We start from the raw sequence: 25,050 nt of genomic DNA, 5'->3' as shown, positions 1-25,050 counted from the left end.
CGCTGGCAACACACCCACATTCATCGCGCACCCGTCCGGCGTCCGGCGGGTCCCGTTCCTGGAGGCACTTCGCATGAAAATCAAACGCTTCGTTGCCCCGGACATGCGCACCGCATTCCGCATGGTGCGTGAAGAACACGGCCCGGACGCAGTGATCCTGTCCAATCGCCGCACCGCCGAAGGCATCGAGATCGTCGCTGCCAGCAACTACGACGAAGAACTCGTGCAGCGTGCGCTGGAAACCGCGCGCTCCGAGACGCCGGCCGTTGCCGCCGCGCCGATCCCGTCGGCAGCTGCCCCGCAGGCACCGGCCCCGCAAGCAGCCGCAGCACCGGTCCACGCACCGCTGAAGCCGGCCGCCGATGCCGGCACGAGCCAGCGCCAGCGCGTTGCCAGTGCCGCCGAAGACATGATCGCCGCGATGGCGCTGCGCCAGCCGGTCAATGTGCCGCGCCAGCCGCAGGTGCCGGCACCGGTGCGTAGCGCCGCCGTCCCCTCGCCCGCCGCCCAGGCCCTGGCCCACGCCGTCGCGGTGACCGCCGCGCCGCGCCAGGAACACGCGCTGTCGGCCGTGCCGGAACAGCTGTTCGCCGATTTCCTGACCACCGCGCCGGTGCAGCGTGCCGCCGTGCAGGCCGCACCGGTGCAGGCCCCGACCCCGATCATGGCCGCCGCCGCTGCCCCCGTGCAGGCCGGCTACGACCAGGACGAAGACGCGCTGGACGACGACGCCGACTTCGACCTGGACGCGCTGCCGCAGATCCTGCCGCCGACCGCGTTGCCGCCGCTGGTGGTTGCCCGGCCGGCGCTGGCCGCGGTGCCGGTCGCCGCCGCCCCGGCGCCGCAGAACGATGAAGAACTCAAGCAGTTGCGTGGCGAGCTGGCGCTGATGCGGCAGATGATCGAGCGCGAAATGAACCGCCTCACCGACGAGCGCCTGCGTGGCTCGCCGGTGCGCGCCCAGGCCCTGGAGTTGATGGACGACTACGGCTTCGACGCCGGCCTGATCCGCGACGTGGCACTGCAGATCCCGGCCGATACCGAATTGCACCGCGGCCGCGGGCTGATGCTGGGGCTGCTGTCCAAGCGCCTGCCGGTGGCCCCGGTCGACCCGCTGGAACGCGGCGGCGTGATCGCCCTGGTCGGCCCGACCGGCGCCGGCAAGACCACCACCATCGCCAAGCTCGCCCAGCGCTTCGCCGCCCAGCACGCCCCGCGCGACGTGGCCCTGGTCACCACCGACACCCAGCGCGTCGGCGGCCGCGAGCAGCTGCACAGCTACGGCCGTCAGCTCGGCATCGCCGTGCACGAGGCCGACAGCGCCGAGAGCCTGCTGGAACTGCTCGAGCGCCTGCGCGACTACAAGCTGGTGCTGATCGACACCGCCGGCATGGGCCAGCGCGACCGCGCCCTGGCCGCCCAGCTCAACTGGTTGCGCGCCGCGCACCAGGTCACCTCGTTGCTGGTGCTGCCTGCCAACGCGCACTTTTCCGACCTCGACGAGGTCGTGCGCCGCTTCGCCCACGCCAAGCCCCAGGGCGTGGTGCTGACCAAACTTGACGAGACCGGCCGCTTCGGTAGTGCGCTGTCGGTCGTCGTCGATCACCAAATGCCCATCACCTGGGTGACTGACGGACAGCGGGTCCCCGACGACCTGCACCGCGCCAATGCCGCCAGTCTCGTTCTTCGCCTTGAAGATTTGCGGCGCGCTGCCGATAAGCCCTGTACTCCGGAGCACAACCATGCAGTCGCGTGAATACGCCAAGCTGACCAACGCCTTCCCCCTGTCGGCGACCCGTCCCGAGCCCCTGGGCCCGGTGCGCACCATTGCCGTGACCGGTGGCAAGGGCGGCGTGGGTAAAACCAACATCTCCGCCAACCTGGCCGTGGCGCTGGCCGACATGGGCAAGCGCACCCTGCTGCTGGACGCCGACCTGGGCCTGGCCAACCTGGACGTGGTGCTGGGACTGTCGCCCAAGTACACCCTGGCCGACCTGATCGCCGGCCGCTGCACGCTGGATGAAGTGATCATCGAAGGCCCCGGCGGCGTGCTGGTGGTCCCGGCCGCCTCCGGCCGCCGCCACATGGCCGAACTGGCCCCGGCCCAGCACATCGGCCTGGTCAACGTGTTCTCCGAGCTGGAGCGCGACCTGGACGTGATGGTCATCGACACCGCCGCCGGCATCACCGACAGCGTGCTGACCTTCTGCCAGGCCGCCCAGGACACCGTGGTGGTGGTCTGCGACGAGCCGGCCTCGATCACCGACGCCTATGCGCTGATCAAGGTGCTCTCGCGCGAACGCGGCGTGGACCGCCTGCAGATCATCGCCAACATGGTGCGCGACCCCAACGAGGGCCGCCTGCTGTACGACAAGCTGTCGCGGGTCTGCGAAAAATTCCTCGGCGACGTGTCGCTGAACTACCTCGGCCACGTGCCGCAGGACGACTGGTTGCGCCTGTCGGTGCAGCGCCAGCAGCCGGTCATCAAGGCCTACCCCGCCAGTCCGTCGGCGCAGGCCATTGCAGAAATCGCTCGCCGTACCTCGCGCTGGCAGGCCCCCACCGTGCCGCGCGGCAACGTCGAGTTCTTCGTCGAACGCATCATCCAACGGGGAGTGGCCGCATGAGCACCGCTACCGCAACCACGGCCAGCGCGCAGTACCGCGCCGTGCAGCGCAACAACGCCAACGACATCGTCACCCAGCACGCCGACCTGGTGCGCCGCATCGCCCACCATCTGGCCGCGCGCCTGCCGGCGAGCGTGGAAGTGGACGATCTGATCCAGGCCGGCATGATCGGCTTGATCGAAGCCTCGCGCAGTTACGACTCCGAACAGGGCGCCTCGTTCGAGACCTATGCCTCGATCCGCATCCGCGGCTCGATGATCGACGAAATCCGGCGTGGCGACTGGGTGCCGCGCTCGGTGCACCGCCGCGCACGCGACGCCGCCGCCGCCGTGCGCAAGATCGAACAGCACACCGGCCGCGCCGCCGCCGCCACCGAAGTGGCCGCCGCGATGGAGATGCCGCTGCCCGACTACCTGCGTCTGATGGAAGATGCCGCCCGCGGCCAGGTGCTGAGCCTGGAGTCACGGATCGAGGATCACGGCGAGCTGGACACCACCGCCAAGGGCGGCCCCAATCCGCAGCAGATGATGGAGCGTGGCGAATTCGGCCGCGAGCTGGGCAAGGCCATCGGCCAGTTGCCCGAGCGCGAGCAGCTGGTGCTGTCGCTGTACTACGAACAGGAATTGAACCTGAAAGAAATCGGCGCCGTGCTCGGTGTCAGCGAATCGCGCGTCTGCCAGATCCATGGCCAGGCGGTGGTGCGTCTGCGCGGCCGCCTCAAGGTCTTCGAACTGGCCGATGCCGGTGTCGAAATTGACGAATGATTTTTTCGCGCATTTTTTAGTGTTAGGAGCTTGATGTGAACAAGAACATGCGGATTTTGATCGTGGACGACTTCTCGACGATGCGACGTATCGTCAAGAATCTGTTGGGCGATCTGGGCTTCACCAATACCGCAGAGGCCGAAGACGGCAACAGCGCATTGGCGGCGTTGCGGGCCGGCCCGTTCGATTTCGTGGTCACCGACTGGAACATGCCCGGCATGACCGGCATCGACCTGCTGCGCAACATCCGCGCCGACGCCAAGCTCAAGCACCTGCCGGTGATGATGGTGACCGCCGAAGCCAAGCGCGAGCAGATCATCGAAGCGGCCCAGTGCGGCGTAAACGGCTACATCATCAAGCCGTTCACCGCACAGACGCTGGAAGAGAAGCTGGGCAAGGTGTTCGAACGTCTGGCGGCGACCGCCTGATGAACGCCACCGTGGAAGCCGATGCCGAACGTGCCGCCCTGATCGAGCGCCTGCAACACGCGCTCGATGCACTGGAAAGCGGTGACCAGGTCGCCTGGCGGCGCGAGGTGGACCACCTCGCCGCGCTGCGCACGCGCCCGATGATGCAGAGCCTGAGCCGGCTCGCGCGCGAACTCGGGCAGGCGCTGGGCGAGCTGCCCACCGTGCCCGAGGAAGCCGGCGAACTGGACGATGCCTGCTCGCGCCTGGACCACGTGGTGGAAATGACCGAGAAGGCCAGCCATCGCACGCTGGACCTGGTCGAGGAATGCCGCGAGCTGGCCAACCAGCTGCGCGACGGTGGCCTGAACCAGGACCAGGGCGCGCTAATGGACAAGATGCGCCATAACCTGACCGAGCTGTCGCTGGCGCAGAGCTACCAGGACCTGAGCGGCCAGATCATCCGTCGCGTGGCCGGCATCGTGCGGCGCGTGCACGAGGGCTTCGGTGCACTCGGCCTGCCGCCGAAGAATCCCGAGCCGAAGAAAGACGACGGCGGTCTTGCCGGTCCTGCAGTCAAGGGCCTGGACCGTCACGCGGTGTCGCAGGACGACGCCGACGACCTGCTGTCCGGATTGGGGCTGTAACCATGAGTGCTGTTCCAGACGATATTGCTGCCGATTTCATTGTCGAGGCCCAGGAAATCCTGGATCGCCTCGGCGAACAGCTGGTGTCGCTGGAACAGGCACCGGACGAAGCCGACCAGCTCAACGCGGTGTTCCGCGGCTTCCACACGCTCAAGGGCGGCGCCGGCTTCCTGGCGATCAAGCCGATGGTGGAGCTCTGCCACGCCGCCGAGGAAACCCTGGGCATGGCGCGCTCCGGTCAGGCGGTGTTGCAGGCGCATCACTTCGATGCCGCGCAGCAGTCGCTGGATTATCTGCAGGCCATGCTGGATGCGATGGGCTCGGGCGAAACCGTGCCGCATGCACCGGCCTCGCTGATTGCGCAGTTCGATGCCAAGAGCGGCCCGCCGGCGGTCAAGGCCGCGCCCAAGGCCGCTGCCGCAGCACCCGCACACGATGACGCACACGGCGCTGCTGCGCCGGGCGCCAAGGCCGCGCCCAAGGCGGCGGCCAAGGCGGCTGACGCCGAGCAGACCGTGCGCGTGGACACCAAGCGCCTGGACGCCATCGTCAACCTGATCGGCGAACTGGTGCTGTCGCGCAACCGCCTCAAGACCCTGCGTACCCGCCTGCGCGACGAAGAACTCGACCGCGCGGTCAGCACCCTGGACATCGCCACCGCGCGCCTGCAGACCGCGGTGATGCGTACCCGCATGCAGCCGGTGAGCAAGGTGTTCGCACGCTTCCCCAAGGTGGCCCGCGATGTCGCGCGCACGCTGTCCAAGGAAGTGGAACTGGAACTGATCGGCGCCGAGACGGAACTGGACCGCAACCTGGTCGAGGCCCTGGCCGACCCGCTGGTGCACCTGGTGCGCAACGCGATCGACCACGGCATCGAATCGCCGGCCCTGCGCGAAGCCACCGGCAAGCCGCGCAGCGGCCATGTGCGCCTGTCCGCGCAGCAGGAAGGCGACTACGTCAGCATCGAGATCCAGGACGACGGCGCCGGCATCGACCCCGAACGCCTGCGCGAGATCGCCCGCAACAAGGGCCTGATCGACGCCGAAGCCGCCGCCCGCCTGAGCACCGACGAGTGTCTGCATCTGATCTTCATGCCGGGCTTTTCGACCAAGGCCGAGGTCACCGACATCTCCGGCCGCGGCGTGGGCATGGACGTGGTGCAATCGCGCATCCGCGAACTCAGCGGGCAGATCCAGATCCAGTCCGAACTGGGCCGCGGCAGCCGCTTCATGATCCGCGTGCCGCTGACCCTGGCCATCCTGCCCACCCTATTGGTGCAGGCCGGCGAAGCGGTGTATGCCTTGCCGCTGGCGCGCGTGGTCGAGGTGCTGCACGCCCCGCAGACCTCGCTGGGCTGGTTCGACGGCCGCGCCGTGCTGGATCGCCGCTCGCACACCCTGCCGCTGATCGACCTGCGCCGCTGGCTGGGCGTGCCCGCCGAACAACCGCCGCTATTGACGGTAGTGCTGCTGCAGGCCGGCGAAACCCGCTTCGGCCTGGTGGTGGACCAGGTGCGCGGCCGCGAGGAAGTGGTGATCAAGCCCCTGCCCCGTGCCCTGCGCGGCCTGCCCGGCTACGCCGGCGCCACCCTGATCGGCGACGGCCGCATGGCGCTGATCCTGGATGTGGATGGGCTGCGTTCCAGCGATCATTGAGGTTGGGGATTGGGGATTCGGGATTGGGGATTCGGGATTGGGAGAATCGGGAATCGGGAATCGGGAATCGGCAAGACGATCTTGTCTGCCTGATTTGACGGCAACGGCCGCGTACTGCGGCCGTTGTCGTTTCACTACCAGCATCGCTGCCGATCTATGCTGCTACGCGCGCAGGCATGGGCGCGATGGTTTGGCGACGGTCAGGCTACCGTGGAACTGAATCTGGAACCGTTATTTCCCATCCAGCTAATATTTAAGCATCTTAAACCAGCCCGGATTTTAGAAAAACGGGGGAACATGCGAGCCAGCTGGCGCAAGCAACTCAAGCGCGATATCGTCAACTCCAAAACCCGATGTTTTGTTGATAAACGCGATTGCGGCGACGCGCGTGTCGGCGTTGAAGCCCATGAAGCTACGAACGCCGCCGCCATTTCCATTGCTCCAAGCTATGCTCTGGCCATCCGGGTGGACCTTCCGCCAGCCGATACCCATTCTGGTATCGGTATTATCGCCGGGCCTATCTACGGTCAGCATCATTGAAGCCGCCCGCGAGAGGGGACCACTTTCTTTGTTTGTCCAAAGTGTCATGAATTTCGACAGGTCCTTCACCGTCGAAAAAAGGCCGCCTGCCGGCGCAAGCGCACCAAATTCCCAGGGTTGAGCCGAGTGGAAGTCCGCATCGTAACCCCAAATTTCCCGGTGCTGCATCTCCGTTGATAGAGTAAGCGTAGTCTCGTCCATACGAAGCGGTTCAAGAATGCGAGCTCGCAAGAGGTTAGCATACGTTTTGCCAAGGCGCTGTGACAACGCGTAACCCAATAATGCGTAGTCAAAATTCGAGTATTCAAAACTCGACCCCGGTAAGCGCGTGAGACGAACACGACCTAAATCAGCACAAAGATCGCTCTCGGTGTAGCCGGCGTAGGGGTTGTCTTGACTGAGGCCGGTGCGACTGGATGGCCGAAGTGGTAGCCCACTCGTATGAGTGGCTAAATCGAGAAGCGTGATCTCATTCCCGTCGAAGGTGGCGGGAGGAACTGCAATGTACTTTGATAGCGGATCGACGAGATTCACTTCACCCCGCTGAACGCAATCAGCAAGTAATAGTGCCGTGAATATCTTGGTTAGCGAGGCGATCTGAAATACTGACCGATCATTCGGCTGTTGGAGTTTACCTAGGCCAACCGTTCCGTAGTGGAAGGTCTTCAATTCGCCTGCGCGTACCACCCCCAATACGGCCCCTGTGCCCTGCTTTTCCTCGGCTACGCGACGGCGAAGGGCCGAGGACACGCTATCAGCTTCAATTCCGGGTTGGGCAAAGCTACGCATCGGCAGGGCCATGGTTAATGCCGCAGCCAAAACAGTGCGGCGTTTAATTGAGGCGACCATTTTTACTCCTCACTCCAACATCAGCGTTTGATCCATGCAGAGGGTATCACCCTATTCGGACGGATACTTCCTGTCCGCATACGCGACGTTGTATGGTGTCGCCACCTCGCAAGACAGAAATCTCTCGCCGGTTTGGTGATACGGCTAAGCGGCGGGAATCGCTTTAGCTGCTTCGAAACCGGCCTTTCCACATCTCACCAATTCCGGCCATTCAACAATGGCAGCTATTTGTCGAATAACGGGTCCAAACCTCAGGGTCAGGTTGACTTCCTTAAGTGAATCTGACCCCGTTCTTTTGAAGTGACCCTAGAACCGTTATTTCAGGTCAATCGCAAGGCGTCTGGCAGCCGCCGCATCATCGCCGCATGCTGCGCGCCTTGGCCGGCACCTCCACCGGCGGCAACACCTCCATTAGCAGCTGCCCTTCGCTGGCGGTGATGCGCAGCTTGGTGCCGATGGCAAAGCCCAGTTGTTCCAGCCATAGGCCGCTGAGGCGGACGTGGGGCACGTGCTGGTCGCCGGCGTGGTCGTGGGCGCCGGGGTAATGGGTGTAGCTGACGGTGCATTGGCGCGGGCGGCGGGCGCGGCGGGGTGCGCGTAGCGTGCCGGGGCCTTGCGGGGAGGCGTCCGGGTCGGGCGGCAGCATCGGTGGCAGCTTGGTGCGGTCGGGTTCCACAACGACCCACTGCACCCGCTTGGGGGCGCGGGGCGCGTACGCTTGCGGGTGGGCCGTGCGCTGGCAGATGCCGTGGGTGGGCGGCGGCGTGTCATGGCGCCTCCGGGTGATGGCGGGTAGTGCTGGGTGCAGCGACGCACTGCTGCAACGCCACGTCGATGCGTGCAGAAAGGCTGTGCAAGGCCTGCGACAACACGCCGGGCTGGTTGAGCAACTGCTGCGCACGATCGTCGTCGGCCTGCTCAACGGCCGCGCATGCGGCCCGCCGGCGCAGCACTTCGCCTACCTCGCTCAGCAAGCTGTGGGCGGAAGCTGGCAACAGATAACCCGGCACCGAAGCCGGCATGGATGGTGCGGTAGACATGGCAACGCCCTCCTGGAACAACCCAAGAACCGCCGCCAACGGCGACGGGATGTCGGGAGGTTCGAAACCGCTCATAGCCGGCGGGCGTATTCCCCTTGCGGGTGTTGTATTAGCCGCCCTCCCGACACAGGCATTGCGTCGGCTTGCACCTGCAGGACGCAGGCACAAAAAACCCACCGGTTTGACGGAGGTGGGTACCGCTATGAGAGGAGTTTCGACGCTCCTTGGGCCTAGATTGCAAGTACGCGGTCTGGCGTGTCAATACACGTAGCGGGTCTCGCGCGGCCGTGTGCGCCGCTGGCGCAGTTCCATAAGGGCCACGCAAGCCGAGCGCCGTCGCCTGATAAGTGCACCTGACCCCATCACGTTTGCCGCATGGCGCTGATCCTGGATGTGGATGGATTGCGCTCCAGCGATCATTGATCTTCGGGAATCGGGAATCGGGAATCGGGAAGACGATCCTGTTTGCCTGATCTAACGACAACGGCCGCGTACTGCGGCCGTTGTCGTTTCACTACCAGCATCGCTGCCGATCTACGCCGCTACGCGCGGCGGTAAGTTGGTGTGCTGATCTAATGCTCGTAGACACCTCGATGGCGATGATCCTCCCCCACGAACCCCGCGCTATGCAAAACCCCAGAGCCGTCAATAACACCTTCAACTTGCAGGTAATGCAGATGATCCGAGAGCCAAACCATCGCGCCCATACCGCCGCGTGGCAGGTATGGGCACGATGGTTTGGCCAAGGCCATGCGGCGTGGAAGTGAACCTGGAACCGTTATTTCTTAGCTATGGTCCGAAGTTCCATGAGTCAGGCTCTTCAAATTGCCATTCAATTGACGCGGGCACTTTGAAGGTGACAAGCTCGAAGAAGGAAGAAGCCTGGGTTTGCATCGGCTAACAATTCATGGGGGGAGCTATGACGAACAATCCTGCCGGGTCGACATGGAAAAAGTGGGACTTGCACGTCCACACGCCTTCGTCGCTGGTGCACCACTACCCCGGCGCCAGCCAAGACGAAGCCTGGGAAGCATTCCTGACCGACCTTGAAGCCCTGCCGCCTGAGTTCAAGGTCATCGGCATCAACGACTACATCTTCATTGAAGGCTATGAGCGCGCGCGTAAGGCAAAGCTCGAACAAGGTCGCCTCAAAAACATTGATCTGCTGCTACCTGTCATCGAGCTGCGGCTAGACAAGTTTGGCGGTGTCGTTAAGAGGGCTAAAGACGGCAGCTACTCCCAGTCCGACTGGACCCGCATCAATTTGCACGTCATCTTCGACGCTCTGGAGCCTGAAATCATCCGCCAGCAGTTCTTAGGTTCACTATTTGCCAGCTATGACTTGATCCCCGACTCCGCAGATCTAAAAGGTAAATGGAGAGGCGCCATCACCAGAGATAGCCTCGGGGAGCTTGGACAGATGATCATCGATGCGGCGCCTACCGATAAAAAGGCCGACTTCGCTTCGCCTCTCGAGGAAGGATTTAACAACTTGTGCGTGAGCTTGGAGAAAGTAACCGAGGCTCTCAACAAGCACCATTTGATCGGGAAGCATTTGCTTGCCATTGGGAAGACCGAATGGGCCAACCTGAAATGGGATGGGCAGTCGATCGCAGAAAAGCGAAACATCATTAACAGGGCAGACTTGGTTTTCACTGCTGCAGCAAATCCCGCAGAGTATGCAACGGCGAGAAAATCGCTCACTGAGTCCAACGTATTGGATAAGTTGCTCGACTGCTCCGACGCCCATGCCCTTAGCAACTCACCCAACAAAGACAGGATTGGCAACTGCTTCACTTGGATTAAGGCCGACGCAACCTTCAAGGGTCTTGTGCAAGCGACCACCGAATTTGAGGATCGAGTATTCATCGGCGACACGCCGCCCAAGCGGCTTTTGGTCGAGGCCAACCGCACCAAATACGCCTCAAAAATACGCATCAGCCGCAAGGCCGGTTCCACGCTAACCGATCCTTGGTTTAGCGTGGACATGCCGCTGAGCCATGACTTGGTCGCCATCATCGGCAACAAGGGGAGCGGCAAGAGCGCCATGGCCGACATCGCCGCGCTAGCCGGCGACACCAAGAACTTCAAGAGCTTTTCGTTTCTCAAGGACACGCGGTTTCGCAACCCGAGGAACAAGCTCGCGCAGCACTTCCTCGGCGCGCTCGGCTGGCACGACGGCACCGAGTCCGAGCGCCAGCTAGACCAAGATCCGTCGGAGACAAGCGTCGAGCGGGTGAAGTATCTGCCGCAGAGCTACCTCGAGACGCTGTGCAACGAGCTCGGCGACGGCGGCTCGGCAACGTTCGACACCGAGCTGCGCAAGATCATCTACACGCACGTTCCGGAAGACGCCCGGCTGGGCTACACGTCTATGGACGAGCTGCTCGACTTCAAGGTCGCGGAGATCGACAGCGCGAGCGAACAGGTCGTCAAGGAAATCTCCAAGGCCAACGCGGAGATTCTGCAAACCGAGCGTAGGCTGACGCCGGAGTTCAGGCAGTCGCTGCAAGAGCAGCTTGATGCCAAGATCGCTGAGTTCAACGCCCTGGTGGCATCTAAGCCCGCTCAGGTGGAAGACCCCACGGCATCGGAAGCGGCCCAGGGGGAGTCCAACGCGGCCACCGAGAAGATTCAAAACCTCGAAGACGAGCTCAATAGGCTGGGCGATGAAGAGAAGCGTCTCCGCGACAAGAAGGTCGCCGAGGCGAAGCGTCAAGCCGTCCTTAGCCGCATCGTCCAAGCCATCGCGAACCACAAGAAGGCTCACGATCAGTTCGTCGCGGAGTTGGCCCCCATGCTCGTAGAAGCTGGCGCGGACGTGAAGGCGTCCGACGTGGTCGAGTTGAGGATCGACACGTCGCGGATCGACGCGCTCGTCAAGACAACCAAGGAATCCATCGCGTCCATCGACGCGGCCCTCGCCAATCAAGAACCCACAGGCCTGTCCAAGCGGCGCGAGGCGGCCGAGGTGGCGATGGCTGACATCAAGAGCAAGCTCGGCGAGAAGCAGCGCCTGTTCATCCTCTTCAAGGATCAGGTCGCCAAGTGGGAGCGCGCCCAAGCGGAGCTCACCGGCAGCAAGGACAAGCCGCAGTCCATTGAATGGTTCAAAGCCGAGATTGACTCGCTGGCCGCCCTGCCCGCCAAGCTGGAGGAGCTGCGGGCGCAACGCGTGGAACTGGCCAAGACGGTCCACGAGCAACTGGGCAAGACGGTCGAGGAATACCGCCGCCTGTATGGGCCGGTGCAGGAATTCGTCAAATCGGCTGCGCAGATGGACATGCACCTGCCACTAGATTTTGCGGTGCGGATCGAAGAGTCGGACTTCCAAGACCAATTCTTTCCTCGAATCAATCGGCAGGCGCGCGGAAGTTTTGCCGGCGTTGACGAAAGCGGTCAGCTCATGCGTGGTCTGCTCAAAGAGGTCAACTTCGAAGACGTGGAGTCGACGCTTCATTTTCTCGAGACTATCGACGACATGCTGCGCTTTGACCGGCGTGAGTCCGGCGGCGGCCGCGAGACCAGGATCGCCGACCAACTCCGAAAAGGCGGAGATCCCCAGGACATCCTCGACTATCTCTACGGCATGAGCTATCTCGAACCTCGTTATTCGCTCACGTTCGACGGCCAAGAGATCAGCCAGCTTTCGCCGGGCGAGCGCGGCCTGCTCTTGCTGGTCTTCTACCTGTTGGTGGACAAGGACGACATTCCGATCATCATCGACCAGCCCGAGGAGAACCTGGACAACCAGACCATCTATAAGGTACTGGTCAAGTGCATCAAGGCGGCCAAGCAGCGGCGCCAGGTCATCATGGTGACGCACAACCCCAACTTGGCGGTGGTGTGCGATGCAGAGCAGATCATCTGCGCGACCTGCGACAAGGCGACCAACACGTTCAACTACGTCTCGGGCGGGATTGAGTCGCCGGAAATCAAGGCCATTGTCGTTGAAATTCTCGAGGGCACCGAGCCTGCCTTCAAGAATCGGAAGCACAAGTACGGTCTTTGATAGCGGGTTCCCCCGCTTTCACGGGCACTGATGAGAAGCCTGAACAAGGCTCGGGCAGTTGCCTGTGGCTCTGCACGACTGGCAGCTCTGGGTCGGGAGCTGCCCTACCCCCGATAAACATCCCTAGTTCTAGTACTGGATAGCAGTTCCCCTACCCTACCGAGAAGCCCCGTAGCGGAGCGGCGATCGGCCCACCGAGCGCTAGCAGACGCTCCATTGCGTGGTCGTCGCCGGTACGGCGCGAACCAGCATCCGATCGGCAAGGGCCCGGACGGGGCGATGCCGCCCGGGCAGTGGCGTTACCTGCTGGCCGGCGAGAAGTTCTGAGCTCCGCGCGTCTTTCGCCACTGGATCCACGCGATCGCGGCGACGAAGAAGACGCTGCACAGGTAACTGCCTTCCGGCCCTTCCGCGCCACCGGTCAGAGCGTCGAGGCCTTGCGGGCGTAGCGCCACCAGCAGCGCCGGCAAGTGCGCATCGATGCCGGTGACGGGCAGTTCGAAGCCGGTCGCGAGCAACCAGTTCCACCCCGCGTGCCAGCCCATCACGCCCCAGATATTGCCGGTCCGCAGCGCCCAGGCGCAGGCGAACAGCGAGAACAGGAACGTGCCGAGCATGACTAGGGGCGGCTGGTGCGGACTGAAATGCAGGAAGCAGAAAACGAGCGACACCAGCAGCACTGCTACCGCGACATTGGTTTTGCGCGCCACCACCGACAGCATCCAGCCGCGGAAGATGACTTCCTCCACGCTCGCCTGGAACATGAAACTCAATAGCAGCAGACTGATGTGCAGCAGACTGACGGGCGACCGCCAGGCCTGCCCCAAGCCCGCCACCTGCATGCCGCCAGCCATCCAGATCGCGACTACGACCAGCGCGATCGTGCCGAATCCAACGGCCAGTCCGCGAAGGAAGGTTTTCAGCGGCGCCGGACCGGTCAGCCCGCTACTCGCCAGCGAGCGCCCTTCGACGAAGCGTACCCAGACGAGCACGGCCGCCAGCGTCGGCGCGAAGCCGATCCACAACAGCGCATACAAGCCAGCGAGGCCGATCGGATCGCCGTGCGGCGTCGACCAATGCTGCGACTGCATCCACCCGTCCAGCGCGATCGCTGGTGCCGCGTTGAACAGGATCATCAGGATCGGCGTCACCCAGGCCCAGGGCAGCCAGCCGCGGGCTGGATCGGGCGAATACAGGGCAACGGGGGTCATGCGGGGGGCTCCAGGTCGACGTGATCGCCGCTGCAAGTTGCCATCCGCGCGGGGGCGTGGCAATCCGTTTGCGACCAAGCCACAGAAGCCGCCGATGAATCACCCGGATCGCCGACGAAAATGGCGCTGCGTCGTCGCCCGTGGTGTCGAAATAACGGGTCGAAATAACGGGCCCAGGTCCACTTCTTTTCAGCAAGGCCCGACTAGATCGCCGCATCGCTCGACGGTTTGACCGCGGTGCGGCAGCCAGCGTCGGCGTGGCCAGCGACGGCACCGGGGACAGGGAGAGCATTCGCACCAGCAAAGACCTCATGCGATGAGATCCTGCGGTGAACGACCGCGCACACGCGACGATGTCGTCGCGGACAGCGAACACTGCAGTCCGGCCGTCACCGAACCATCGCGCCCATACCGCCGCGTGGCAGGCATGGGCACGACATGCTGGGGCCTAGAACTTATAGGTCAGCCCCAGGTATGCCAGCCGGCCTGCGTATCCGCCGGTATAGAAGCGGGCGCGGGTGTCCTCGCCCAGGTGCGAGCGTGACTCCTGCTTGGTCAGGTTCAGCACCGAGGCGGTGAGGCTGAGCGCCGGGGTGATGTTGTACGCGGCGTTCAGATCGATCTGGTAGTACGGCTCCTCAAAGACGTTCAGCCCGTTGACCAAACCTTGCACCAGTTCGCCGCGACGGTTATACGAGGCGCGCAGCAGCAGGCTGTCGGTCTCGTAGAACATGGTGAGGTTGGTCTGGTTTCTGGCGCTGCCCGGCATGGAGGTCTTGCCGACCTCGGTGCCATCCTCCAGCCGCACCGCCGCCTTGCTGGCATCGTTGTAGGTGTAGTTGAACTGCACACCAAGACCGAATGGCAGCGTGTGCTGCGCGTAGAGCTCCACACCCTGCGAGACCGCGTCCTGGCCGCCGGCCTGGGTGCTGTAGTTCTGCACGGTGACCGGTTGCCCGTCGACCATCATGTTCACGTCGCTGATGACGTCGACCGCAAAGTTCTCCACGTTCTTGCGGAACAGTCCCACACCTGCCACCGAGCCCGGCTGGAAATACCATTCCAGCCCCAGGTCAAACTGGTTGGCCTTGTACGGCTCCAGGTTCTTGTTGCTGCCCGAGCCGTACCAGCCCTGCTCGCTGGCACCGCCGGTCAGGCGCCGGTCGGCCACGTACTCGGGACTGTAAAACTCCAGGCTGCCAGGCGCGGCGATGTCGTTGTAGCTGGGACGTGCGATCACCTTGGCGGCTGCCGCGCGCAGCAGCAGGTTCTCGGTCAGGTCGTAGGCCAGGTTGAAACTCGGCAGCACGTCGGTGTAGTTGCGGTCCAGCCCGCTGACCACGAACGACTCGGTGCGTTGCACGCTGTCGGACAAACGCCAGTAGCCTTCGGTCCCGCAGTAGGTGTCGGCCGGGGCGCCGCTGGGCATGGCGGCGCCCTGCTGGCAGGCCAGCGGATTGCCGTCGGCGCCATCGAAGAAGTAGTCGTTGTAGGCGGTCACCTTGTCGGTGGACTCGGCACGCTGGCCGGTGCGCGCCACCCGCACGCCGACGTTGCCACGCAGCCGCTCGGTGTGGAAGTTGAGTTGCAGGTAGGTGGAATAGATCTCCTCGTCGACGTTGTAGACAAAGTTGTCTTCGCTGCGCGTCTGCATCGCGCCGTAGGTCTGGTTCAAGTAGCCGATGTAGCCCGGGAAGTTGATCGCCGGGAACGCACTGGCGTTGACGCCACCGGCCAGGTTGTCCTGCGCGAACAGCAGGCCCGGCGAGAACTGGGTGGCGATGGCATTGCAGCGCCCGTTCCAGTAGCGGTTTTCGTAGTCACTTGGATCGGTACCCGGGCACACCCAGTAGTTGTTGCCGGTACTGCGGTGGATGCCGCCGTCGCGACGCTTGAGGCCAAACTGCAGCGAGTCGACGACCTCGCCATCGAAATGCCAGGTGGTATCGATCTGCGCGTACTGCTGCTGATTGGTGTTGCGGGTCCAGGACGAGCCGGTCGAGCCCAGGTCGACCTGCAGGATGCCGTCGCGCAGGTTCTGCATCAGCTGCGGCGAGAATGTCATGGACGGCGTGCCGGTCAGGTCCCAGGCGCTGGCGAAGTTGCCGTTGCTCCAGCTGCCGTCGGCGTTCTGCAGGCGCGGCTTGATTGGCAGGGAGAACTGCAGCTCCGGCCCGCCCTTGGCCCAGGTGCGGCCGACCTTGAACGCCACGTCCACCTGCTCGCCACGCCATTCGCCGCCCAGGTCCACCGTCTGCGACTGCGATTTCTCGATGTTGTAGCTGCCGGTGATCTGCGGGGTCGGCACGGTGCAATCGTCCGAGCCCCAGCCGCCCGGCGGCAGGCCGGCCGCGGCGGCCTGCGCCTCGCTGCAATAATAGGTCTTGCCCGGGCGCAGGCTGTAGGCGGCGCCAGTGACGACGGTGCCGCTGGGATCGAACTGCAGCCCGTCGAGCAGACGGCCGCCGCGCCAGTTGCCGTCGCCGTTATAGCGGGCAATGTTCCACTCGGGAATCTTGATGGTATTGGTCTGCGAGTCCTGCGACAGGTCGAAGCGGAAGTAGTTCGCGGTCAGGGTCAGGTCGTCGGTCGGCTTGAACTGCAAGGTCAGTTGCCCGCCCTTGCGCTCGCGCTCCTCGCGTTTGGCCTCCAGACTGACCGCCGTCGGCATCATGAAACCGGTGGAGTAATTGCCGTCCTGGTTCCAGAAACCGGTACCGCCCCACCAGTTGGCGTTGAAGTCCGACGGGTTTCCATTCACGTCGACCGCCGGGCCGACTTCGTCGCGGCCGTACCACTGCCAGCTCTCGGTACTGGCATTGAGCGTGCGAGCGGTGCGCTTCTGCTGCGTGTAGCCCACGAAGACACCGAAGCGGTTGTCCTTGTCGTGCCACGAGTACGAACCGGAGAACTGGCCGTCGGTCTTCTTGCTGGTATCCGACCAGGTGCCCTCGGCCGAGACGAAGCCGGAATGTGGCTCCAGTTCCAGCGGGCGCCGTGTCTGCAGGATCACCGTGCCGCCGATGCCGCCTTCGTCGATGCGTGCTTCCGGGGTCTTGTACAGCTCCGCGCTGCCCAGCAGGTTCGACGGCAGCAGCGTGTAGTTGAACGAGCGCGTCGGGTCGCCGTTGGATTCGGCGGTGGCGATGTAGTTGCCGTTCAATTCGGTCAGCACCAGCTCCGAGGACAGGCCGCGCACACTGACGTTCTTGCCTTCGCCGCCGTCGCGGCTGATGACCACGCCGGGCACGCGCTGCAGCGCATCGGCCACGTTCTTGTCGGGGAACTTGCCCACGTCCTCGGCGGTGATCACATCGACCACGGCGTTGGCGTTGCGCTTCTGCTCCAGGCTTTTTTCGATCGCGTAGCGGTAGCCGGTCACCGTCACCGCATCCAGATCCGTGGCCTGCACCTCGGCCTGGCCCGTGGGCGCCGGCGTGGCGTCGGCCTGCTGGGCGGCAGCGGTGGTAGAGGCGGCGCTCGCGAACAAGACGATGGCGATACCGGCGGACAGCGTGCTGCGGTTGCGTGCGAATGGCATGCAGTTCATTTCGATCATGCTCTCCCAATAGTGATCGGCTTCGGCGGATTCCTGTCGATCCAACGATCGGACAAAGACGCCGCGCGAAGTGACGCAGAAATATCCGGCGCCGTTGCGCCGCCCCCTCCTCTTGCGTCCGCTTCCACGCAGATGCAATTAGATCGTTCTAATGCCGTGGAAAGCTAAGTAGCACAGCCCATGCGGCAGCGCATTCTGCCCCGCAACAGGCCCGCGGCATTGCAAGGCATCCACGATGGCCGGCCGGCCCGCCACGCTTACGCGCGGCATGGCACGGCCTGCCGCGTCGCCGGCTGCAGCAGCGTGATCGTTGCAAGCAACACACCCTTGCCCGCAACCGGACGCAAGCGGGTTGCCGAAGCGCCAGCACACCTTATTTGAAACCGAGCTCAGCAACAGACTGGATTGACGTGAGGGCATTGCCTGCCACACGCCGCTTGGCGGCCATCGCCAACGCGGTTGCCACACCGAACATGCGCACGTTTGTTGCCTGCGTACACGCGCAAGCGCGGCGGGGCCTGCTGCGGCATTGATGACACGCCTTGGTCGGAAGCGCATGCGCCGATGACCTGTCAACCCTGCATCGACGCCAGCGTGTAAGCGGCCCATGCCGCAAAACGACAACTTTCTGGCGCATCGACCGAGTGCGCCTATCAAGTCCGCCGCGCTCGCGCCGATATCGCTTCCATGGACAGACTCAGCATCATCGGACTGGTGCTCGCGATCGTGGCGATCGTGGGCGGCAGCGTGTTGAAAGGCGCCGGCATTTCGTCGCTGTGGTCGCCGGCTGCCTTCGTGATCGTGATCGTCGGCACCGTGGCGGCGATCCTGCTGCACACCTCGCCGGCGGTTTTCCGGCGCGCCTTCAAGATCCTGCGCTGGGTGATCCAGCCGCCGGCCAGCGACCGCCCGCAGCTGGTGGCGCGCATCGTGGAATGGAGCAACATCGCCCGCCGCCAGGGCCTGCTGGGCCTGGAAGACCAGCTCCCGCGCCAGGACGATGCGTTCCTGCGCAAGGGCCTGCAGATGCTGGTCGATGGCGTGGAGCCCGAATCCATGCGGCACATGCTCGAGATCGAAATGGACAACCAGGAGCGTCAGGATCTTGCCGCGGCCAAGGTGTTCGAAGGCATGGGCATCTATGCGCCCACGCTGGGCATCATCGGCGCGGTGCTGGGGCTGATGGCGGTGATGAAGAACCTGGCCGACCCGGCCATGCTCGGCCATGGCATCGCCGCGGCGTTCACCGCCACCATCTACGGCATCGCCTCGGCCAATCTGCTGTTCCTGCCGGTCGCCGCCAAGCTCAAGAGCGTCATCCACTGCAGCACCAACGAGCGCGAAATGGCGATCGAAGGCCTGATCGCGATCGCCCAGGGCGAGAACCCGCGCAACATCGAGTCGAAATTGGCCGGATACTTGCATTAGTCCCGTCATGGCCCGCCGTCGCAAACATCACGAAGACCATGGCAACCACGAAGCGTGGGCGATCCCGTATGCCGATCTGATGACGCTGCTGCTGGCGTTCTTCGTGGTGATGTACGCAATCTCCTCGCTCAACGAGGGCAAGTACAAGGTCATGGCGCAGGCGCTGACCACCGCTTTCGGCGGCTCGTCCACTGCCGCCAGCCCGGTGCAGATCGGCAAGACCCAGACCCTGGGCGCCGATTACGACCGCCCCTCGGTGATCAAGGCCGGCGCGCCGATGGCCGCCTCCAGCGGGCCGACCGACCCCACCCTGCTGCCATCGATGGCCGCGCAGATGCGCATGCCGGTATCGCTGCGCAACCAGGCGCAGCTGGCGCGCGCGCAGCGGCAGATGGACGCGGTGGCCCAGCAGCTGAGCAAGACGCTGGCGCCGCTGATCGAGCAGAAACTCATCACCATCCGCCGCAACGACCTGTGGATCGAGGTGGAGATCAACAGCGACATCCTGTTCGGCACCGGCTCGGCCTCGCTGGCCGGCAGCGCCCGCGGCACCTTGTCGGCGCTGGCCGCGGTGCTGCGCGATGCGCCCAATGGCGTGCGCGTGGAGGGGTATACCGACAACCAGCCGATCGCCACCGCACAGTTCCCCTCCAACTGGGAGCTGTCGGCCGCGCGCGCCGCCAGCGTGGTGCACCTGTTTGCCGACGACGGCGTGGCCCCGCAACGATTGGCGATGGTGGGCTATGGAGAATTCCGCGCACGTGCCGATAACAGCACTGAGGCGGGACGGAATGCGAACCGGCGTGTGGTGTTGATCATCCTCGCTGACTCGGCTGGCTCACTCGCACCCGATCCGCCATCGCAGATGCATGCGACCGCCGCCGGGGCGCCCAAGCTTCCCAAGTCTGACGGCGGCCAAACGGCCGTCACCACCGAAAGCGGCACAAGTTCCGTCCCCGCCGTAATTCAAGGAGTGCAGTGAGATGCGTATCTGGGCAATCGCCAACCAAAAGGGCGGCGTCGGCAAGACCACCACGACGCTGGCATTGGGTCGCGGCCTGGCCGCGCTCGGCCATCGGGTATTGTTGATCGACCTCGATCCGCACTCCTCCCTCACCCGTGCGTTCGGTGTGGCGATCGACCCGCCGCCGCGCGGTGTGCTGGACCTGTTCGGCACCCCGCCGAGCGACCTGGCCAGCCTGGCCCATGAAAGCGCCATCCCCGGCCTGTCCTACGTGTGCGCACAAGCCGCACTGGCCACGCTGGAACGCCGCAGCGCCAACCAGCCCGGCCTGGGCCTGGCGCTGCAGAACGCGATGACCCGGCATGCCGGCCAGCACGACTACATCCTGCTCGACTGCCCGCCCACGCTCGGCCTGCTGATGATCAACGCCCTGGCCGCCTGCGACCGCGTGGTGGTGCCGACCCAGGCCGAGCCGCTGGCGCTGCATGGCCTGGCCAGCATGGTGCGGACTGCCGACATGGTGCAGCGCTCGCGTCGCCGCGCGCTGCCGGTGTCGATCCTGCCGACCCTGTTCGACCGTCGCACCCGCGCCGGCACCGAGACGCTCAAGGAGATGCAGGACACCTACGGCGCCGTCGTCTGGGAAGACGCGGTGCCGGTGGATACCCGAATCTGCAATGCCGCCGCACTGACTGTCCCCGCTACCGGCGGCGACTATCAGGGCCGCGGCCTGTCCGCCTATCGCCGCGCGCTGGAATGGGTGCTGGCCGATGACGCGATGCGTATGGAGCAAGCTGCATGAGCAACCACACCGCCAACGGTGAGCTGGACGATTATCTGGAAGGCCTGTTGCACGACGCCGGCGTCGAGATCCCCGCCCCGGCTGCTGCGGCCACTGCCGCCCCTGCTGCCAGCGAAACTCCGGCGCCTGCGGACGCAGACGTTGCGCTGGCCGAGCCGCCGGTGCAGGCTGCCGCGGCTCCCGAAGCCGCCGCCGTGTCGGAAGCGGCGACGTCCAACGCGATTGCCGCGGTGCTGAGCGCCGACGCGATCGCCGCCGATTTCCTCGCCGAAATGGATGCCGACCCGGCCTTCGGGCCGCCGGTGGTCGCCGCGCCCAGCGCCGCAGACATCGCTGCCGATTTCCTGGCCGAAATGGATGCCGACCCGGCCTTCGGGCCGCCGGTGGTTGCCGCACCCAGCGCCGCGGACATCGCCGCCGATTTCCTCGCCGAAATGGATGCCGACCCGGCCTTTGGGCCACCGGTGGTCGCCGCACCCAGCGCCGCGGACATCGCCGCCGATTTCCTCGCCGAAATGGATGCCGACCCGGCCTTTGGGCCGCCGGTGGTCGCCGCACCCAGCGCCGCGGACATTGCCGCCGATTTCCTCGCCGAAATGGATGCCGACCCGGCCTTTGCCACCGCTGCGCCCAGCCCGTTCATGAGCACCGCCGACCTGATGGCCGAAATGGACGCCGACCCGGCCTTCGCCACGGCGGCCTCCGGCGCGGACCTGCTGGCGGCCGATCTGCTGTCGGAGATGGATGCCGACCCGGCCTTTGCCGATGCCGCACCTGCCCCGCCGGCACCGGCGCGGCCTGCGCCGGCACCGATGCAGGCACCGCACCGCGCGCCGCCGCCGCCGATCTACCTGCAAGGCCTGCAGGCACTGCTGGCTCCCGGCCAGGCCGAGCACATCCAGGCCGAGCGGCGCGCCAGCGAACGCAGCACGCGCTGGCTACGCCTGCGCTGCGGCGAGCAGACCTATGCGCTGGAATTGCTCAAGGTGCAGGAAGTGGTGCTGCCGGTACCGCTGCTGCCACTGCGCGGCACTGCCAGCGCGATGCTCGGCATCATGAACCTGCGTGGCCAGGTGGTGCCGGTGATCGATCTGGGCATGCATCTGGGCTCGGCGCCGATCAACATGGATCTGCAGACGCGCGTGGTGGTGCTGGAAGAAAACGGCGAGACCATGGGCCTGCGCGTGTCGGCGGTGGAAGACGTCACCAGCCTGACCGATCAGCAGATCGAGCCGCCGGACAACGCCCGCCTGTGCCGCATTTCCAACAACCTGTTCCGCGGCGTCGCGCGGCTGGGCCATCAACCGATGATCCTGCTCGACGCCAGCCATCTGCTGCATTGATCCGGCGCGCAGCTGACGCGCACCTGCACGCGCAACGATTCAGCGTTAAAGCTTTCCCGCCCCCCGCCGTTAGTACGCATAGAACCATCCGTTCGGAGCAACAATGAGCACAGTGACATTGGGTGAGGATCTCGGCATCGAGACCAGCGCCGACCTCAAGCAGAAGCTTGCCGCGTTCCTGACCCAGGACGGCGACCTGGTGCTCAATGCCGGCGACGTCCGGCGCATCCATACCGCCAGCGTGCAGTTGCTCTGCGCCTTTGTGCAGAGTCGCCGCCAGGCGGGCTTGCATACCGAATTCGATGGCTGCAACGACACTTTTAGAGATGCGGCCCGTCTGCTCGGCGTCACCGACGCGCTCGGACTTTCCGCATCCAATGACAACCTGAAATCTGTGGAGAACGCCGCATGAGCGCACGTATCTTGGTGGTGGACGATTCGGCGTCAATGCGCCAGATGGTCTCTTTCGCCCTCACCTCTGCCGGCTTTGCCGTCGAAGAAGCCGAGGACGGCGCCGTTGCGCTGGGCCGCGCGAAGGGCCAACGCTTCAATGCGGTGGTGACCGACGTGAACATGCCCAACATGGACGGCATCTCGCTGATCCGCGAGCTGCGCCAGCTGCCGGACTACAAGTTCACCCCGATGCTGATGCTCACCACCGAGTCGGCGGCCGACAAGAAGTCCGAAGGCAAGGCCGCCGGTGCCACCGGCTGGCTGGTCAAGCCGTTCAATCCGGAACAGCTGATCGCCACCGTCCAGAAAGTTCTGGGTTAATCCTTACTCGCTTCACCATCGGATCTCACGCCCATGAGCATGGACCTGCAACGTTTCCACGCCACCTTTTTCGAGGAAAGCCGCGAAGGGCTGGACGCGATGGAGGCCGGGCTGTTGTCCCTTGAAGAGGGCAACCGCGACCCGGAAATCATCAACTCGGTGTTCCGCGCCGCGCACTCGATCAAGGGCGGCGCGGCCACCTTCGGTTTCGAAGCCGTCGCCGGCCTGACCCACGTGCTGGAGACGCTGCTGGACGAGCTGCGCTCCAACAAGCGCCAGCTCGAACCCAATGCGGTCGATGCCATGCTCGGCTCGGTCGACGTGCTGCGCGCCCTGCTGCGCGAAGCCGAACACGGCACCCCGGCCGACCCGGCCGCGGTCAAGGCCGTGCATACCCGTTTGAACGCCGTGCTGGCGGGCGAAGCGCCGACCGCCGCCGCAGTCGCCAAGCCGAAGGAAGAAGAACCCGAAGCCTGGCATATCGGTTTCACCCCGGCGCCGTCGCTGTTCATGAGCGGCAACGACCCGCTGCGCATCATCCGCGAGCTCGAGCACCTGGGCCCGCTGCAGATTGCTGCACGCCTGGAGCGCATGCCGGGCTTTGAGAACATCGACCCGCTGGAAGCCTACCTGGCCTGGGATCTGGGCCTGATCGGCAAGATTCCGCGCAGCAAGATCGAAGATACCTTCGCCTGGGTGGTGGACGATTGCGAGCTGGACATCCGCCCGATGGCGGTGCCCGGCCCGCCGCCGAGCCTGGCCGTTGAAGCCGCTGTTGCGGCGCCCGTCGCTGTCGCTGCGGCGCCCGCCGCCGCTGCCGAACCTGCCGCCGCTGCTGCTGCCACGCCGGCCAAGGCCGCCGCGGCCGAAGCAGAAACCTCGATCCGCGTCAGCGTCGACAAGGTCGATGCGTTGATCAATCTGGTCGGCGAGCTGGTCATCACCCAGGCCATGCTCAAGCAGGTCTCCACCGGCCTGGATCCGGCGCATGCCGAACAGCTGTTCGCCGGCCTGGATCTGCTCGAACGCAATACCCGCGATCTGCAGGAAGCGGTCATCGGCGTGCGCATGCTGCCGGTGGATGCGGTGTTCCGCCGCTTCCCGCGCCTGGTCCGCGACCTCTCCAGCCGCCTCGGCAAGCAGGTGCGCCTGCGCACCATCGGCGAAGGCACCGAACTGGACAAGGGCCTGATCGAAAAGATTGCCGATCCGTTGGTGCACCTGGTGCGCAACTCGATCGACCACGGTCTGGAAATGCCCGATGCGCGTCGCGCCTCCGGCAAGGACGAGACCGGCACGATTACCTTGGCGGCCTCGCATCAGGGCGGCCATATCGTGATCGAAGTCAGCGACGACGGCCGTGGCCTCAATCGCGCCAAGATCCTGGAAAAAGCCGCCGAACGCGGCATCGCCGTGCCGGATAACCCGACCGATGCGCAGGTGTGGGATCTGATCTTCGCACCGGGCTTCTCCACTGCCGATGCCGTCACCGACCTGTCCGGCCGTGGCGTGGGCATGGACGTGGTCCGCCGCAACATCCAGGGCCTGGGTGGCGAAGTGCAGCTGGAAAGCAACGCCGGCAGCGGTACCCGCGTGCTGATCCGTCTGCCGCTGACCCTGGCCATCCTCGACGGCATGACCGTCTCGGTGGCCGGCGAAACCCTGATCCTGCCGCTGGCCTACGTGCTCGAAGCCCTGCAGCCGGCACCGGAAGACATCCGCTCGATGGCCGGCGACGGCCGGGTGCTGCGGGTCCGCGGCGAGTACCTGCCGATCCTGTCGCTCACCGATTACTACGGCTTCGGCGGGCAGCAGTCCTCGCAGGAACCGCTGGTGGTGGTGGTCGAAGGCGATGGCCAGAAGATCGCGCTGGAAGTGGACGAACTGCTCGGCCAGCAACAGGTGGTGGTCAAGAACATCGAGAACAACTACCGCCGCATTCCGGGCGTGTCCGGTGCCACCATCCTGGGCGATGGACGGGTCTCGCTGATCGTGGACATCGGCGGGCTGGTGCGCTCGCTGCGCGTGCCGCAGGCCGCGTAAGACGCCAAGCCACGCAACAACTGCAATGTGATCCCTTCTCCCACCGGGAGAAGGCGCCCCGAAGGGGCGGATGAGGGTACGAGCACAGCCACGCGCAGTCGGAGTTACACGCAGCTGCGCCGTTACCCTCGCACTACCCCTCTCCCGCAGGAGAGGGGCTCGAAGCACCCAGGCCGCCGATTTTGTGCGGTAACGACAGAGCCCTGGCAGCGATGCCGGGGCTTTGTCGTTGCGGCGTCTGTACGCCCTGTGTTTGCTGCCTGTCTGCCTGTGGGTGAGCACGCCTGCATGCGCGCAGCGTACTCAGCGTTGGCCCTACGCGATCTGCAACGTGAGCTCAGGTCAGCTCGTTCCTCACCCCGCTCTCCCACACGCGCACTGCGCA

18 protein-coding genes and 1 pseudogene are annotated in these 25,050 nt (G+C 64.8%); 14 read left to right on the top strand and 5 right to left on the bottom strand.

Going from position 1 to position 25,050, the window contains the following annotated elements; translation table 11 throughout:
- The first annotated feature begins 73 nt into the window (after positions 1-73).
- Genes flhF through KHN93_RS10325 form a run of 6 tightly spaced genes read left to right on the top strand, consistent with a single transcriptional unit; the run spans position 74 to position 6,100 of the window.
- The gene (flhF, locus tag KHN93_RS10350) at positions 74-1,756 is read left to right on the top strand and encodes a flagellar biosynthesis GTPase FlhF (protein WP_212579537.1); all 1,683 of its coding nucleotides are present in this window, start codon (positions 74-76) and stop codon (positions 1,754-1,756) included.
- On the top strand, positions 1,743-2,627 hold the full coding sequence (locus KHN93_RS10345; protein ID WP_010374294.1) for a MinD/ParA family protein: 885 nt from the start codon (positions 1,743-1,745) through the stop codon (positions 2,625-2,627). The genes flhF and KHN93_RS10345 overlap by 14 nt, the downstream gene beginning before the upstream one ends.
- Positions 2,624-3,391: an RNA polymerase sigma factor FliA gene (locus KHN93_RS10340; RefSeq protein ID WP_024937674.1), complete on the top strand. Its 768-nt coding sequence runs from the start codon at positions 2,624-2,626 to the stop codon at positions 3,389-3,391. Before KHN93_RS10345 ends, KHN93_RS10340 begins: the two co-directional genes overlap by 4 nt.
- A gap of 35 nt (positions 3,392-3,426) precedes the next feature.
- The gene (gene cheY, locus KHN93_RS10335) at positions 3,427-3,819 is read left to right on the top strand and encodes a chemotaxis response regulator CheY (protein WP_002813536.1); all 393 of its coding nucleotides are present in this window, start codon (positions 3,427-3,429) and stop codon (positions 3,817-3,819) included.
- The gene (locus KHN93_RS10330; RefSeq protein ID WP_016904946.1) at positions 3,819-4,445 is read left to right on the top strand and encodes a protein phosphatase CheZ; all 627 of its coding nucleotides are present in this window, start codon (positions 3,819-3,821) and stop codon (positions 4,443-4,445) included. Before cheY ends, KHN93_RS10330 begins: the two co-directional genes overlap by 1 nt.
- Positions 4,446-4,447: 2 nt before the next feature.
- Complete coding sequence (locus KHN93_RS10325) at positions 4,448-6,100, top strand: chemotaxis protein CheA (RefSeq protein ID WP_016904945.1); 1,653 nt, start codon at positions 4,448-4,450, stop codon at positions 6,098-6,100.
- A 279-nt stretch (positions 6,101-6,379) separates the two neighbouring features.
- Here KHN93_RS10325 and KHN93_RS10320 read toward each other — a convergent pair whose 3' ends face one another.
- The 3 genes and pseudogenes from KHN93_RS10320 to KHN93_RS10310 all read right to left on the bottom strand — a co-directional run bounded on the left by KHN93_RS10320 (position 6,380) and on the right by KHN93_RS10310 (position 8,529).
- Positions 6,380-7,489: a serine hydrolase domain-containing protein gene (locus KHN93_RS10320; RefSeq protein WP_212579536.1), complete on the bottom strand. Its 1,110-nt coding sequence runs from the start codon at positions 7,487-7,489 to the stop codon at positions 6,380-6,382.
- Positions 7,490-7,844: 355 nt separating this feature from the next.
- Positions 7,845-8,260, bottom strand: a pseudogene (locus KHN93_RS10315) (SymE family type I addiction module toxin).
- A complete protein-coding gene (locus KHN93_RS10310; protein ID WP_127158856.1) occupies positions 8,257-8,529 on the bottom strand; it encodes an XAC0095 family protein in 273 nt (90 codons plus the stop codon). The pseudogene KHN93_RS10315 and the gene KHN93_RS10310 overlap by 4 nt, the downstream one beginning before the upstream one ends.
- 919 nt (positions 8,530-9,448) lie before the next feature.
- On the opposite strand from KHN93_RS10310, the gene KHN93_RS10305 reads away from it, so the two are divergent.
- Positions 9,449-12,541 carry a TrlF family AAA-like ATPase gene (locus tag KHN93_RS10305; protein WP_212579535.1) on the top strand — a complete coding sequence of 1,031 codons (3,093 nt, stop codon included), beginning with the start codon at positions 9,449-9,451 and terminating at the stop codon, positions 12,539-12,541.
- Between the two features lie 299 nt (positions 12,542-12,840).
- Here KHN93_RS10305 and KHN93_RS10300 read toward each other — a convergent pair whose 3' ends face one another.
- Both KHN93_RS10300 and KHN93_RS10295 read right to left on the bottom strand, forming a co-directional pair.
- Entirely contained in the window at positions 12,841-13,752 is a 912-nt protein-coding gene (locus KHN93_RS10300) for a CPBP family intramembrane glutamic endopeptidase (protein ID WP_127158858.1), read from the bottom strand.
- A 448-nt stretch (positions 13,753-14,200) separates the two neighbouring features.
- The gene (locus KHN93_RS10295; RefSeq protein WP_206515407.1) at positions 14,201-17,356 is read right to left on the bottom strand and encodes a TonB-dependent receptor; all 3,156 of its coding nucleotides are present in this window, start codon (positions 17,354-17,356) and stop codon (positions 14,201-14,203) included.
- 642 nt (positions 17,357-17,998) lie between these two features.
- On the opposite strand from KHN93_RS10295, the gene KHN93_RS10290 reads away from it, so the two are divergent.
- The 7 genes from KHN93_RS10290 (at position 17,999) to KHN93_RS10260 (ending at position 24,665) form a co-directional block, all read left to right on the top strand.
- Complete coding sequence (locus tag KHN93_RS10290; RefSeq protein ID WP_024937680.1) at positions 17,999-18,739, top strand: flagellar motor protein; 741 nt, start codon at positions 17,999-18,001, stop codon at positions 18,737-18,739.
- A 7-nt stretch (positions 18,740-18,746) separates the two neighbouring features.
- A complete protein-coding gene (gene motD, locus KHN93_RS10285) occupies positions 18,747-19,721 on the top strand; it encodes a flagellar motor protein MotD (RefSeq protein ID WP_039515497.1) in 975 nt (324 codons plus the stop codon).
- Position 19,722: 1 nt separating this feature from the next.
- Complete coding sequence (locus tag KHN93_RS10280; RefSeq protein ID WP_024937682.1) at positions 19,723-20,505, top strand: ParA family protein; 783 nt, start codon at positions 19,723-19,725, stop codon at positions 20,503-20,505.
- Entirely contained in the window at positions 20,502-21,848 is a 1,347-nt protein-coding gene (locus KHN93_RS10275; RefSeq protein WP_212579534.1) for a chemotaxis protein CheW, read from the top strand. The genes KHN93_RS10280 and KHN93_RS10275 overlap by 4 nt, the downstream gene beginning before the upstream one ends.
- A gap of 103 nt (positions 21,849-21,951) precedes the next feature.
- Positions 21,952-22,260, top strand: coding sequence for an STAS domain-containing protein (locus KHN93_RS10270; RefSeq protein ID WP_024937684.1), 309 nt, complete (start codon positions 21,952-21,954; stop codon positions 22,258-22,260).
- Positions 22,257-22,622: a response regulator gene (locus KHN93_RS10265; protein ID WP_002806565.1), complete on the top strand. Its 366-nt coding sequence runs from the start codon at positions 22,257-22,259 to the stop codon at positions 22,620-22,622. Before KHN93_RS10270 ends, KHN93_RS10265 begins: the two co-directional genes overlap by 4 nt.
- A 33-nt stretch (positions 22,623-22,655) precedes the next feature.
- Entirely contained in the window at positions 22,656-24,665 is a 2,010-nt protein-coding gene (locus KHN93_RS10260) for a chemotaxis protein CheA (protein ID WP_039527454.1), read from the top strand.
- Positions 24,666-25,050 lie beyond the last annotated feature (385 nt).

Origin of the sequence: Xanthomonas arboricola pv. juglandis, from assembly GCF_905367715.1 — a bacterium.
Taxonomy (GTDB): Bacteria; Pseudomonadota; Gammaproteobacteria; order Xanthomonadales; family Xanthomonadaceae; genus Xanthomonas; species Xanthomonas arboricola.
This window is presented reverse-complemented; position numbering and strand designations above follow the sequence as displayed.